Below are 13,319 nucleotides of genomic sequence, written 5' to 3'. Positions count from 1 at the left end.
TAGCCACGCCGACCCGAAGGGGTCACCGACTCGGGGATTCGCCGCACCCCGACGACTGCGCGGAGTAAACTGCCCGACCCCGCGCGATCGTCAGCCGGACCTGACCACCCCCGTACCGGCCCCGACCGCTTCGCCGGGCGCTCCCGCCGGTGCCCGGGAGTCGGCCGGCAGCGGCTGCTCGCGGTCCGGCCCTCCCGGCCGCCGGCGTCGCCACCGCCGGGCCGCGACGAGCAGCAGCCCGGCCAGCGCCGCCCCGCCGAGGGCCAGCGCCGACCGGTCCAGCGCCGGTCGCAGCGGGGCCGCCGAGACGCGTACCGGGGCGGCGGCGCTCTCCCCGGCCGGCACCAACCAGGGGTGGGTGTCGGTGACCGGGGGCAGGCCGTCGCGCAGCACGGTCACCCCCACCCGCCAGGCGCCCGGGGTACGGATGTCGTCCACCGCCACCACCCAGCCGTCGGCGGTCCGGGTCACCGGGTGCACGGCCCGCTCCCCGTTCGGGCCGGTGAGCAGGAGCGACACCCCGGTCACCGGGGCGGGCGCCGGACGCCGGGTGTCCCCGACCCCGATGCTGACGATGTTGCGTCCGGGGCGGTTGGGGCGGACGGCCACGGTGTCGACGAGATCAGCCACCTGGCCGCTCACCTGCGGTTCCGTCCGGGTGGTGGCGTCGGCCACCGGGAAGGCGGGGCCCCGGGCCGGCCCGGCGGCGGCCAGCGCCCCGGCCAGGCCGAGGACGACCGCGAGCGCCCCGGCCTCGGCGAGCAGGCCCCGGCGGGGCAGGTCGGCCCGGCGCAGCCGGCGGGCGGTCCGCAGCCCCAGCAGCCCGGCCAGCCCGGCCACCCCGACCTTGGCCAGCAGCAGCAACCCGTACGGGGAGCCGAGCAGCGCGTCCACCGTGGCCACCTGAGGGCCGGCAAGCAGGAGCCCGGTCAGCACGAGCAGGGTGACGCAGCCGACCGCGAGGGCGGCGAAGGCCCGCAGCAGGGCACGGAGCTGGGCGGCGCGCTCCGCCGTGCGCCGGGCCACGGGAAGCAGGGCGGCCACGGCGGCCAGCACGGCGCCGGCCCAGCCCCCGGCTGCCAGGACGTGCCCGCCGCCGACCAGCGCGGTGCGGACCGGACCTCCCGCCGGGTGGCCGAGCAGCGCGGTGCCGGCCGCCGCGCCGAGCGCCCCGGCCAGACCGACGGCGACGCCCGCGGGAGCGATCCGCGCGTCGGGCGCCGTGCGGAGCCGGTGCGCGGCGCCGAGCACGACCACGAGCAGGGTCGCGGTGCCGGCCTCGCGGAGCAGCCAGCGACCGCCGGTGAGCTGGTCGGCCAGCAGCCGCCACCCGCCGGCCGCACCGGCGAGCTGGATGGCCAGTTGCAGCGGCGCGGCGAGCAACGCGACCGCTCCCCCGTACCCGGAGACCACGAGCAACCGGCGCCGGAGCGCGCGGTCCATGGTCGGTCCCGGCGACCGGCGGCGGCCGGCGAGCAGGGCGAGGGCGGCGCCGCCGAGCAGGACGGTGAGGCCGAGCAGGCCGGCAGCGCGGGCGGCGGTTTCCCGGGGGCCGGGGCCGACCGGGCCGGCGGCGCCGGCGGCGGTGACCTGCCGGCCGACACCGAAGACCAGGGTCCCGGTCGTGGTGTGCAGGTCGTCGCTGGACAGGGTGCGCCAGGAGACGTGGTAGGTGTTCGGCGGGAGGGCGGGCAGGCCGGCGACCAGGCTGACCGGCTCCTCGGTGTCGGCGTCCTCGGCGGCGGGCTCCCCGTCCGCGCCGCGCAGCGCCAGCCCGGTCACGGCCCAGTGCCGGCCGTCCCCGTCGACCAGGGCGACCCGGGCGGCGGACAGCTCGACGTGCTCGGTGAAGGCCAGGGTCAGCGTCTCGGGCGCCCGGTCGAGCACGGCGCCGTCGGCGGGCGCGCTGCTCGCCAGGTATGCGTGCGCCCGAGCCGGCGCGGGCCCGGCCAGCACGGTCAGGCCCGCCAGGGCGAGGGCGGCCAGGAGGCGGCCGAGCCGGCGGCGCACGACGTTCACCGCACCGGTACGTGGGCCAGCCGGCGCTGCCCCGACGTGATCTCGATCTTGTCGCCGCGCTTGATCGCGCTGCCGTTGTTCAGGTAGAGCAGGTAGTAGCTCTGCCCGGGGCGCAGCTCGTGGCCCTGCTTCATCAGCGCCGCCCGCCAGGCCAGCTTGCCGGAGCGCTCGTTGCGCAGCCGCGGCGGATGTTTGGTGTCGTTCTGGAAGGCCGACGCCTTCTGGGTGTCCAGCACCACGTAGCGCAGCTCCACCAGGCCGCCGTCGCCGACGACGGCGGCCTGGGTGAAGCGGATGCCGAGGGTGGCCTCCAGCTGCCCGTCGTGCGGGACGGCGTAGCCCTGGCGGGCGTCGGCGTACCCGCCGAAGCGGACGATCGACACCGCGACGAGCGCCAGCACGAGCAGCGCGAGGACCAGCCGGCCGAGGCGGGGGCGCGGGATGCGGAACGGGATCGCGACCATGGTCAGGACTCCTCGGGGAGGATGGGGGCCGGGCGGGTGCCCGGCCCCCGGTCGTCAGGGTGCGGTGTAGCGGGTGGCGGCGTAGTTGTCGAAGCGCAGCGACCCGCTGGTGGTGGCGGTACGGGCGACCAGGCCCAGCGCCGCCGACTCCACCGTGTAGCCGCTGGTGTCGCCGGTCAGCGTGCCGACCGTGACGGCGCCGACCTTGAGCGTGGCCGAGCCCGCGGTGGCCGACGCCCAGTCGAGCCGTACGGTGCCGCCGCTCGCGGCGGCCCAGCCGGTGTACGCCCAGCCCGCCGGCCGCAGCAGCCCCAGCCGGAACTGGTTGACGCCGTTGCTGCGCCGGTACTGCGCCATCGCCAGGGCCCCGCCGGAGGCGTTGCGGAGCTGGTAGACGGTGACCACGGCGGTCTGCGGGTTGACGGTGCCGAGGATGACGTCGGCCTTGGCGTGGACGGTCCGCTCGGCGGCCGGAGTGTTGTCCACGACGTACCCGACGGTGCCGGCGACCAGTTGCCCACCGCTGACCGACACCGTGCCGCTCACCTGCGACCAGGCGCTCGTGCCGCCGGTGAAGGCGTCGGCGAAGATCACGTTCGGCGGGTCCACGGTGACTGTCACGCTGCCGGCCGTGCCCCAGTTGCCCAGCGCGTCCCGGGCCCGCACCCGCAGGGTGTGAGCGCCCCGGCTGAACCCGTTGAGGGCGACCGTGGCGGAGACGCCGGTGCCGCTGACCGTCATCGGGTGGCCGTGGCCGGCGCCGGGGTCGGCGCCCTCGTACCACTCGGCGGCGGCGACGGCGGAGGCCGCGTCGGTGGCGGTGGCGCTCAGGGTGAGCGTCGCCGCCCGGGCGGTCGGGTTCGGTGCGGCGGTGACCGCGGTGATCACCGGCCCGGTGCGGTCCAGCACGAAGCCGACCGCGGCGAGCGGTCCCCAGTTGCCGGCCGAGTCCCGGGCGTGCACCAGCACCTGGTGGGCGCCGTCGGCGAGCCCGGTCAGCTCACTGAGCGGCAGCAGCCCGTACGTGTTCTCGGTGCCGCCGTTGAACGACCCGTCGAGGGCGACGAAGGTGAAGCCGCTGCCGTCCGCGCCGCCGGCGTCGAGGAAGCCCTCCGCACCGGCGATGACGGAGTGTGTTCCGCCGCCGGCCGGGTCGGTGAAGGCGGCGTTGATCCGCAGGTCGGTCGGGTCGGACGCCGATCCGGTGCGGCCGTCGGTGGCGGCCGGGTCGACCGCCGCGGACAGCAGCGTCGGCACTGTGCGGTCCACCACCAGGTCGGCGGTGGCGTACGGGCCCCAGAGCCCGAACGAGTCCCGGGTGTGCACCCACACGGTGTGCCGGCCCTCGGCGAGTGCCGCAGCCACCACGGCGGGCACCCCGCCGGACTCGGCGCTGACCGCCGCGCCCGGGCTGCCCAGCGTGAGCGGGGTGCCGGTGCCGTTGGCCCCGGTGGTGTCCAGGAAGTACTCGGCCCCGGTGACCGTGCCGCCGAGGCCGCGGTCGTCGCCGGTGGCGGAGACCGCGATGTCGCCGGTGCCGGCGGTCGGGCTGGGGCTGAGGGTGACCCCGGTGGTGACCGCCCCGGTGACCGCGAGGTTCAGCGTCGTGCTGCCCACCACGCCCCAGTTGCCGGCCGCGTCGTGGCCGCGTACCCAGATGGTGTGCCGGCCCTGGGCCAGGGTGGTGAGCAGGTCGGCGGGAAGCGCGGCGGTGGCCCCGGTGACGGTGGGACCGGCGCCGAAGCCTGCGGCGGTGAACGGGATGCCGGTGCCCTCGGCGACCCGCAGGTCGTCGACGACCGCCTCGGCCCGGTCCACCACCGAGTTGCCGTTGCGGGCGTCGGTGAAGTCGGCGGTGACGGTCACGGCGTCGCGCACGCTGGCCGGGTTCGGGGCGGCCCGGACGTTGGCCGCGGTCGGGCCGGCGTGGTCGCCGCTGACCGGCGGCGGGTTGGTGTCCAGGAAGGTGAGCATGCCGCCGAACGCCTGCTGGGGGCTGACCCCGGTGACCGTGGCGCCGTAGCGCTGGCCGGCGTTGTTGAGCCGACCGCCGGACTCCAGCAGCGCGAAGCGCCGCCCGTCCGGGCCGCCCGGCACGGCGACCACCGCGTCGACCGCCTGCCCGGGTTGCAGCGGCACGGTCACCGCCGCCTCCGGGTACGCGGCCGGACGGGCGTCCTGGCCGACCACCGACTGGTCCAGCCCGAGCAGGGTCATCGGGTGTGGCTGGAGCCCGGCGGCGACGTAGCGCAGCAGCACCCGCCGGCCGACGTCGGTGGCGACCACGTCGGTCTCCGGGAACGCCTTGCCGTTGATCAGCCGGTACGTCGGTGCGTAGGCGCGCATGTCGTAGGTGCGTGGGGCCGCGTTGAAGGCCGGGTCGACCTCGGTGAGCACCAGCACGGCCTCGTCGTCGTAGACCGAGGCGGCGTCCCCGTACGCGCTGGGCCGCCCGCCGACGGCGGGAGCGCGGACCACCAGCGCGCCGACCAGGCCCATGGCGACCTGCCGAGGGCCGATCGCGGTGTGCCCGGCCTCATAGAGGTAGGTACCGGGGCGGGACGCGGTGAAGGTGTAGCTGCGGGTGCCGCCGGGTGCGGCGCCGGTGCGGTCCGGGGCGAGCCCGGTGACCGCTGGCAGGGCCAGTGCCAGGTCGTCGGCGAGTCCGTTGTGCACGCTGATCGTCACCCGGTCGCCCTGGTCGACCACGAGCACCGGCCCGGGCAGGGTGGCCGGGGCGGCGTCGGTCGAGGCGAAACCCCAGATCGGCACCGGCGTGGCGGCGCCGGGCAGCACCACCGAGCCCGGCTTGGCCCACAGTTCGCAGCTGGCCGTGCCGCCGGTGAGCTGGCAGCCGGTCTGCGGCAGGGGACCCTGCGGCGGGGCCGGCTCCCCGGCGAGACTGGCCGGCGCCCGCCCGGCGGGAGCCGTGTGCGGGGCCGCGGCGTTCGCCGGGGCCGGGCCGAGGGCCAGCAGCGCGGCCGCGATCCCGGCGACCAGCCGAGGCGTACGGGTCAGTGTCATCGTCGCCCTCCCCTGCCTGATCACGCCGGGCATCCGGCGGGCGGGTCGATGCGGATCAGCGTCATCATTCCGCCGAAGCTCGCCCCGTAGTTGGTGGCCTGTTCCAGCGCGTGGCTGTGCGCGACGTGGTAGTACTCGCCGCACTGGTTGTTCTGCACCACGCCGGGCGGCAGCTCGCCCGGCTCGCCGCCGAGGTACGGGTTCTCCGCGAACCAGGTTTCCGGGCCGGGGCCGACGATCTGGTCCTGCAACGAGGGCAGCGGCACCGGGATCGGGTTGCCCTGCGGGTCCCAGTGCTCGGCGTCCTTCCAGATCATCAGTGTGTCGACGGTCTGCCCGGGCGCCACGTCGATGAGGAAGTTGGAGTACGACAGGTCCTGCCCGCCGGGGCCCTGCGCGGGCCGGCCGTCCCGGGCGATGAGTTGCTCGTCGCTGCCGTGCGGGTGGAACGGGTAGCTCACCGAGCCGGCGTTCAGGTAGCGGATCAGCGCCGGCTTCGGGTTGCCCACCGGGTCGTACGGGCGGATGTGGATCAGCGCCCCGTACGGCTGGGCGGGTAGCCAGTCCGCGTGGTTGGGCGCGATGGTGTCCGGCATGCTGCGCCCGTTGATGGTGAAGTAGCGGGCCTTGTAGCGGGTGAAGTCGTAGGCCCGCTTCCGCTCGACGGCGAGGTGCAGGTCCGGGTCGATCTCGCCGAGCAGGTAGAGGTACTCGCGGTCGCGGTCGAACGCCGAGTCGGCCCGGTCGTTCTCCCGCTCGGGGTGGCCGGCCGGTCGGACCACGAGTGCCCCGTAGAGGCCCATCTGCACCTGCTTCTGGGCGTCGGTGCCGGACTGGTAGAGGTAGGTGCCCGGCGGGCCGGCCGTGAAGGTGTAGGTGACCGAGCCGGTGTTGGCGGCGGCCGTGGTGGTCAGCGAGGTGAGGGTGCCGGCGGCGTCGGTCTCCGGCTGCGCCGGCTGGCCGTCGGCGAGCACCTGGACCTGGCCGGGGAAGGTGATCGAGGTGGGCTCAGGCAGGCTGTTGTGCAGCACCACGGTGACCTTCACCCCGGAGGTGACGCAGAGCGTCGGGCCGGGGAGCTGGAAGGCGCCGCCGCCGGCGGCGTAGCTCCACATGTAGATGGTGTTGCCGTCGGGCATGGCCGCGTACCCGCCGGTGGCCGTCAGCTCGAAGGCGTTGTCGCCGGCGGTGAGGCACTCCAGGCCGGCGGGCGGGCTGGCGGTCGACTGGCTCGGTCCGGGGACGACGAGCACGGCGACGATGGCCGCGACGAGCGGCACCGCGCTCAGCCGCTTCCACCGGCCGCGGTCGAGACGAAGCATCGGAACCCCCATCTCAGGCGTTCGCCCGGGTCTGTGCCGGGAGCGTGCCCGGCGGCGAGACCCGGATCTCGGTCAGCTGCCCGCCCCGTCCGCCGCCGGCGTTGGCCAGCGACATCAGGTCGCGGTCGTAGAGCAGGTACGTGCCGGGGTCGGGCGCGGTGAAGATGACGTCCCGGCTCTCCCCCGGCCCGATCTGGACGGTGTTGGTCACCTGGTACTCGGCGCTGCCGTCGCGGCCGCGCAGGAGCGCCGCGTCCTTGCCGACCACCAGGAGGTCAACGCCGTCCGCCGTGACGGTGTGGTTCTGGTAGCCGAGGTTGGCCAGCCGCAGCAGCACCCGTTCCCCGGCGTTCGCGGTGATCAGCGAGGAGATCGGCTGGTAGCGCAGCCGGCCGGCGGCGGCGCTCATCGGGTCGCCGTTCGGGGCCAGGGTGTCCGGGTGGCAGCGGCCGTTGAAGGCGAAAAACGACGGCTTGTAGTCGGTCCAGTCGGTGGTCTGGATGTGCGCGTCCCGGTAGTGCGCCTCGGCCCACACCTCGGTGAGCATCAGGGCGAACTCCCGGTCGTACCGGGTGGTGCCGTCGCCGTCGTTGTAGACGTACTTCCCGGGCGGTACGTCGGCGGTGCCGGCGTTCTGCGCCGGGCGGACGTAGACGATCCCGGTCATGCCCATCTGCACGTGCTCGACGTCCTCGAAATGGCAGTGGTACATGTAGGTGCCGGCGTCGTGCGGGCGGTAGAAGTAGGTGAAGTCGCGGCCGATCGGCACCGAGATGGACAGCTCCGGCACGCCGTCGAAGAGCGGGATGGCGTTGCGGAAGCCGTGCCAGTGCACGGTGTGCCCGTCGGTGAGGTCGGGGCGGACCGACAGGCCGAGGTTGGTCAGCGTGATCCTGATGTCGGTCTCCTGGTCGAATCCGAGCAGCGGGGCGCTGATCTGCGCTTTGCCGCGCTGGGCGGTGACCTCGGTGGCGGACAGGCCGGTGACATCGCGGAAGCCGAAGACGTAGAGGTCGGCGCCGGCCGGGGCGAGCGGATCGGGCCAGAACGGGCTGATCGGCGGGGCGCCCTGCGGCATGGAGACCCAGCCGTCGGTGGCGGCCAGGTGCAGGCTCGCGGTCGGGTTCGGGACCGCGCGGGGCAGCACCGCGGCCGGTCGGCGGAGCTGGGCGTCGGAGCCGCGCTCCGGCAGGACCGCCCAGGTGCCCAGACCGGTGACGCCGGCCAGCAGGGCACGCCGGCTGATGCTCGGCTGCCGTACGGGATCGGTCACGATCTCCTCCTCCATCGGTGGGGACGGGCGGAATCCGCGGGCGTCCGGCGTGGGCCGGCCGCCCGCCGACGGTCAGGGCAGTTCGTCGGCGCCGACGTCCGGCCGCGTGGTGCTGCGCGACTGGCCGTCGATGTCGACCTTCGGGGCGGTGACGGTGAACGTGCCGTAGGTGCGGGAGACCACCCCGAGGCCACTGGCCGACGAGCCGGCCCCGGCCAGGTGCCAGTCACCCATCTGCGTGAGCGGGACCTGCTGGAGGACGATCACCGCCTGGCGGAACGACGGGAAGGTCCGCGAGGTCAGGATCTGCACCGACACCGGGAACGGGCTGCGGAACGCCGGGTCGAGACCCACCCGGTTGGTGCTGCTGAGCGTGGTGCCGGTGGTGTCCTGGAGCACCGAGTTGGTCGGGGTCAGCGGGCCCACCCCGTCGGCGGAGCCCATGTCCCAGTGCCGCACCGGTTCCCCTGCGGGTGCATCGGCGGCGCCGATGCCGGTGACCCGGACGCCGTTCCACTCCCCGGCCCGGTTGTCCCAGAAGATGTTGTCGAACAGCTTCGGCTTGCTGAAGGTGGGCGAGCCGTCCGGGAGGGTGGCCTGGAGCTGGTCGCTGTTGGCGGTGGTGGAGAGGCCCGCGGGAGCGGCCCGGCCATCGCTGGTGGCGGCGGTCGCGGTGGTGATGTTGCCGGCCACCGTGTTGTCGACCATCCGGACGTCCGGCGCGTCGTCGAGCGCGACGCCCGCGCCCTCGTGGGTGGAGATGTTGTCCACCACCATGTTGTTCGTCAGCGAGATCGGCACGTTGCCGGCCTGGAGCACCCGGATGCCGCCGCCGTCGTCGTTGGCGAGGTTCGCCTCCACCACGTTGGCGTCGATCTCGACGGCCCCGGAGCCGGGCGACAGCTTCGTCGGATCCGACGGCAGTTCCCCGGCCACCATGACGCCGCCGGCCTCGTCGTACGACTGGTTGAGCCAGATCCGGTTGGCGGCGATCCGGCCGTTGTAGGACAGGCCGTAGTGGCTGATCCCGCCGCCGTACTCGGCGGAGAAGTTGCCGCAGATGGCGTTGTGGTCCACCGAGTACGCGTTGCTGCCGGCGAAGATGCCGATCCCGCCGGCCAGGTTGGTGCCGCCGTTGTCGCGGATCTGGTTGCGGGAGATGCTCACGTGGTCGTTGCTGGTGTTCAGGTACGGGGTGCCGACCCGGATCGCGCCGCCGTAGGAGCCGCTGTTGGCGACGATGACGTTGTCGGTGATGCGGGTGTAGTCGGCGCCGCCGTGCAGGTAGACGCCGCCGCCCTGGGTGACCACCGCGCCGGGCGCCCCGTACGGCGTCGTCACCCCACCGGTGACGTCGTTGACGTTGCCGGCGAAGTCCGACTGGTTGCCGCCGGTGATCCGGAAGCCGTCGATCATGACGGGGTTGCCGGCGCCGAACTGGCCCGACCGGGCCAGCACGGTCACCACCGCGCCGTCGGGCACCGACGCCGGGCCGAGATGCGGCAGGGAACCGACCAGGTTCAGCCAGGCCGTACCGGTCGGGTTGTCGATGCCGAACGCCCGGCCGTCGAGGACCGATCCGGCGACCGCGGTGTTGTCGGCGTACCGGCCGCCCGGGCCGACGCCCTGGAGGCGGACCGAGGAGTGCACGACGACGTTCTCGTAGTAGGCGCCGGCGGGGTTGTCCGGCCCGGGGGTGTTCGGCCACACCGCGACCACGGCAATGCCGCCCGCGGTAGCCGCCGCCTCCAGCGCCGACTGCACCGTGCCGTAGGTGGTCTCCCCGGTACGCACCGCCCACCCGGGCGGCTTGACCTGGAACAGCCGCGGGTTGGCCGCGCCGCCGACGCCGGTGCCGGTGGTGGCGCCGAGGAGCTGGAAGGTGAGTCCGTTGGTGGTCGTCCGGCCGGTGGCGGTGGTCACCCGCAGCTCGGCCGGCCCGACCGAGCCGCCGGTCAGGGTGACCTCGATCTTCCGGTCGGACCAGGAGGCGATGGTCACCGTTGGGTCGGTGCCGGCGGAGTCGAGGACGACCCTGCTGCCCGGGCCGCGGGTGCCGAACCCGGTGCCGGTGATGGTGACCCGGCGGTCGGTGTCGGTGCTGCGCAGGAACGGCCGGGAGACCGCGAAGAGCTGGGGGACGTCCCCGGCCGGGTCGCACTGCACCGCGCCGAGCTGGCCGGAGCCGGGCGAGATGCCGACGGCCGCGACCGTGGTGGGCGCGGTGTCGGTGACCGTGTAGAGGCCGGGCCAGGCCTGGAAGTTGGTGGCGATGGTCCGGTAGCGGGGGTTGTAGTTGCCGTTGAGGTGGCCCGGCTGGCCGGGGTCGTTGCCGACGAAGCGGTACATGTTCGGGCACGGACCGGCCGGCAGCGGGCAGTTGTAGGTGCTGGTGGACGGCTCGATCGCCTCGTACATGCCGTTGAAGTCGGTGTCCACGGTGTCCACCAGGCGGCCGGCCCAGTCGTACAGGCCGACGGGGAGGTTCGGGATGCCCTCGGCCTCGCCGTAGTTGGCGCTGCGCTTGTCGTGGGTCAGCCCGAGGTCGTTGATCACCAGGCCCCAGAAGTGGGTGGGCAGCGGCACCGGGGTGAACAGGTTGAAGTTGGGGGCGCTGGCCTGCCCGCCGCGGACCTCGACCACCTTGGTGTCGCAGAGCGGACGCCGCTGGCCCTCGAACGGGCTGCCGCCGCCGTCGAGGAAGCCGGGGTCGGTGACCTGCACCGTGTGCAGGGCCCCGGCGCAGGCCGAGGTGATGCCGTTGCCCTGCGACGGCGGCTCACCCGGCTCGGGCTGCGGATCGGGCGGCGCCGGCTGGTCCGCGGCCTGGTCGGGCGCGGGCGGGAAGTTCTCCTGGGGCAGGAAGCCGTCGCCGTCGAAGACGTTGACGTCCTCCTCGCGGGTGGGCTGGTAGATCGGGCCGCCGCCGACCGGGTTGGTCGGGCTCTCCACGCTGACCAGGTAGTCGTCCGGCACCAACGGCTGGGGCTGATCGTCCGGCAGCGGGGCGTACAGCGGCAGGTCGTGGTCCGCGCCGGGGTTCGCCGGGTCACCTGGCGGGATCAGGTTGCGCTTGGAGTCGGCGAACGCGTAGTTGCCGTTGACGGTCTGCCCGAAGTTGGTCGGGTCGTTGTCGGTCGGCGCGGCCTGGAAGCCCATCATCGGGGCCTCGACGCACGTCTGGTCCGCCTCCGTGCCGAAGTCCGGCAGGGCGAGCTGATCGGTGAGCGGGCGCCCGTCGAACATCCGGGCGGTGCAGCCCCGCCCCGGCTGCCAGGTCTCCGAGGTGTACGCGTCGTTGAGTTCTGGGCCCTTCTTCAGCGAGCCGTCCGCCTCGCGTACCGGATCGCCGCCGGCGTCCCGGACCACCGCGTACAGGTGGACCTTGATGCCGGGGATGCCCGGCTGGTACGGCTCGGTAGCCGCGTTCGCGGGGTCCAGCTCGTTGCGGGTGGTGTCGTAGGTGACGGTGCCCGCGATGCCGCCGTTCTCCGCGCCCTGATAGGACTGCACCCCCCAGTCCACCCGGCCGGAGAGCCCGATGATGGGCAGCACGTCCACGTCGACGGCCGCGCCGAGCAGGGTGGTGGGCTCGGGCTCGTTCGGCGCCTGGTAGGTGATGCCGGTCGTCTTGTAGCGGGTGTTGAACGCCTCCAGCACCAGCCACTTGGTCAGCGGGTACGCCTCCTTGATGGCGTAGTGGCCGGCGCTGTCGGTGACCACGCTGTTGGTGCCCTGGTCCATCAGGGAGTTGTCACGTTCCTTGAGCACCACCGGGAAACGCGGCACGCCGCTCTCCCCCGGGTCCTGCCGGCCGTTGCCGTTGGTGTCGACGAAGACCGTGCCGGTGATCTCGGTGAACCAGCCGACCAGCGGCTTCGCGCCGATGTCGACGGTCTTCCCGCCGCTGACCGTGACGTTGAACGAGTCGAGCAGCATCTCCTGCGGGCCGTCCCAGAGGGTCAGCTGGTAGTCGCCGTCGGGGACGTGCGGGATCCGGAACGAGCCGTCGGCGGCGCCCCGGTCCAGGTAGATCATCCGGTCGCCGTCGCCCAGGTCGGAGAGGGCCACCCAGGGCCGGGCGACCGGGCCGGCGATCTTCGCGCCGGCCACGCCGTCGGCCGGCAGCGTCACGCCGCCCTGGCCGCCCACGTAGGTGTACGCCTGCACGACCGTGCCGGTGACCGCGCCGGCGGCGGTGCCGGTGATCGGCTTCGGGGCGACGAAACCAAAGTCGACGTACGGCACCGGCTCGCCGCCCAGGCTCTGCTCGGTGTCGTAGCCGGTGTCGGCCTCCTGCACCCAGACGTCCCAGTCGTGGCCGCCTTCCAGGGTGGTGGTCTGCACCCAGGTCTGTCCGCTGGGTGCGACCACCGAGGCCGCGTACCGGTCGGGGCCGAGATTGGGGATGACGATGTCGCCCGCCGCGTCGCTGCGGCAGCCGGTGGACTCCCGGGCGACGACCGGCCGGCCGTCGGCGAAGACGACCTGACCGGCCGGGTGGGTGGCGTCCGGCGCGGTGTGCCGGTACTCGGTGCAGAGCGGGTTGCCGTAGTAGTCGACGGTCACCTCGCCCATCACGTCGGCCAGGTGGGCGGTGAAGCCGGCGAGCCCGCGTTCGGCGCCCACCTCGTAGGTGCCGTCGACCGGCACGCTGTCCTCGAAGATCCGGAGCCGGACCGTGCCGAGCGGCAGCGGGTACGGCTGCATGCCGACGGTCACCGCGCTGGTCCGGTCCGCGGTGACCGTGAAGTGCTCGCCGTCGATCTTGTAGCCGTCGGCGGTCACCGAGATCAGGTAGCGGCCGGCGGGCAGGCCGTCCAGGGCCGTACCCGGGGAGAGGGTGTCCTGGTCGCCCTGGGCGACCACCGGGACCGCGCCCGGGGTGTTGCGGATGGACGGCCAGCGGCAGTGGTCGGCGAAGTCGGGCGCGCTGGCCACCCCGGCCCGGGCGGGCAGGCAGTGTTCGAGCCCGTCGTGCGGGTCGCCGGTGTCGTCCGCGGTGATCATCCAGCGGTAGTCGGTCACCGGGTCGCCCTGCTGTATCTGCGGCGCCGGACCGACGGTGCGGGCGCTGACCACCGCCAGGGTGACGGCGCCCGTGGTCGGGTCGGCGGCGGCCGGGCCCGGTGGCACCACGAACCCGACGAGCAGCAGGCAACTGGCGGACACGAACCAGCGCGGCCAGACGGAACGACGCGGCATGCCCTCACCCCC

Annotated in this window: 6 protein-coding genes; all 6 read right to left on the bottom strand. The window is 74.2% G+C overall.

Annotation, left to right across the window (positions count from 1 at the left end; all coding sequences use genetic code 11):
- Positions 1-90: 90 nt before the first annotated feature.
- The 6 genes from RMN56_RS24950 to RMN56_RS24925 all read right to left on the bottom strand — a co-directional run bounded on the left by RMN56_RS24950 (position 91) and on the right by RMN56_RS24925 (position 13,307).
- On the bottom strand, positions 91-2,010 hold the full coding sequence (locus tag RMN56_RS24950) for a copper resistance CopC family protein (RefSeq protein WP_313719988.1): 1,920 nt from the start codon (positions 2,008-2,010) through the stop codon (positions 91-93).
- Positions 2,011-2,015: 5 nt separating this feature from the next.
- Complete coding sequence (locus tag RMN56_RS24945) at positions 2,016-2,483, bottom strand: hypothetical protein (protein WP_212835459.1); 468 nt, start codon at positions 2,481-2,483, stop codon at positions 2,016-2,018.
- Positions 2,484-2,537: 54 nt separating this feature from the next.
- A complete protein-coding gene (locus tag RMN56_RS24940) occupies positions 2,538-5,507 on the bottom strand; it encodes a multicopper oxidase domain-containing protein (protein ID WP_313719984.1) in 2,970 nt (989 codons plus the stop codon).
- A gap of 20 nt (positions 5,508-5,527) precedes the next feature.
- Entirely contained in the window at positions 5,528-6,829 is a 1,302-nt protein-coding gene (locus tag RMN56_RS24935; RefSeq protein WP_313719982.1) for a multicopper oxidase domain-containing protein, read from the bottom strand.
- 13 nt (positions 6,830-6,842) lie between these two features.
- Positions 6,843-8,102: a multicopper oxidase domain-containing protein gene (locus RMN56_RS24930; RefSeq protein WP_313719981.1), complete on the bottom strand. Its 1,260-nt coding sequence runs from the start codon at positions 8,100-8,102 to the stop codon at positions 6,843-6,845.
- Between the two features lie 72 nt (positions 8,103-8,174).
- Complete coding sequence (locus RMN56_RS24925) at positions 8,175-13,307, bottom strand: IPT/TIG domain-containing protein (protein WP_313719980.1); 5,133 nt, start codon at positions 13,305-13,307, stop codon at positions 8,175-8,177.
- Between the last annotated feature and the right edge of the window lie 12 nt (positions 13,308-13,319).

The sequence above is a fragment of the Micromonospora halotolerans genome (genome assembly GCF_032108445.1).
GTDB lineage: Bacteria > Actinomycetota > Actinomycetes > Mycobacteriales > Micromonosporaceae > Micromonospora > Micromonospora halotolerans.
This window is presented reverse-complemented; position numbering and strand designations above follow the sequence as displayed.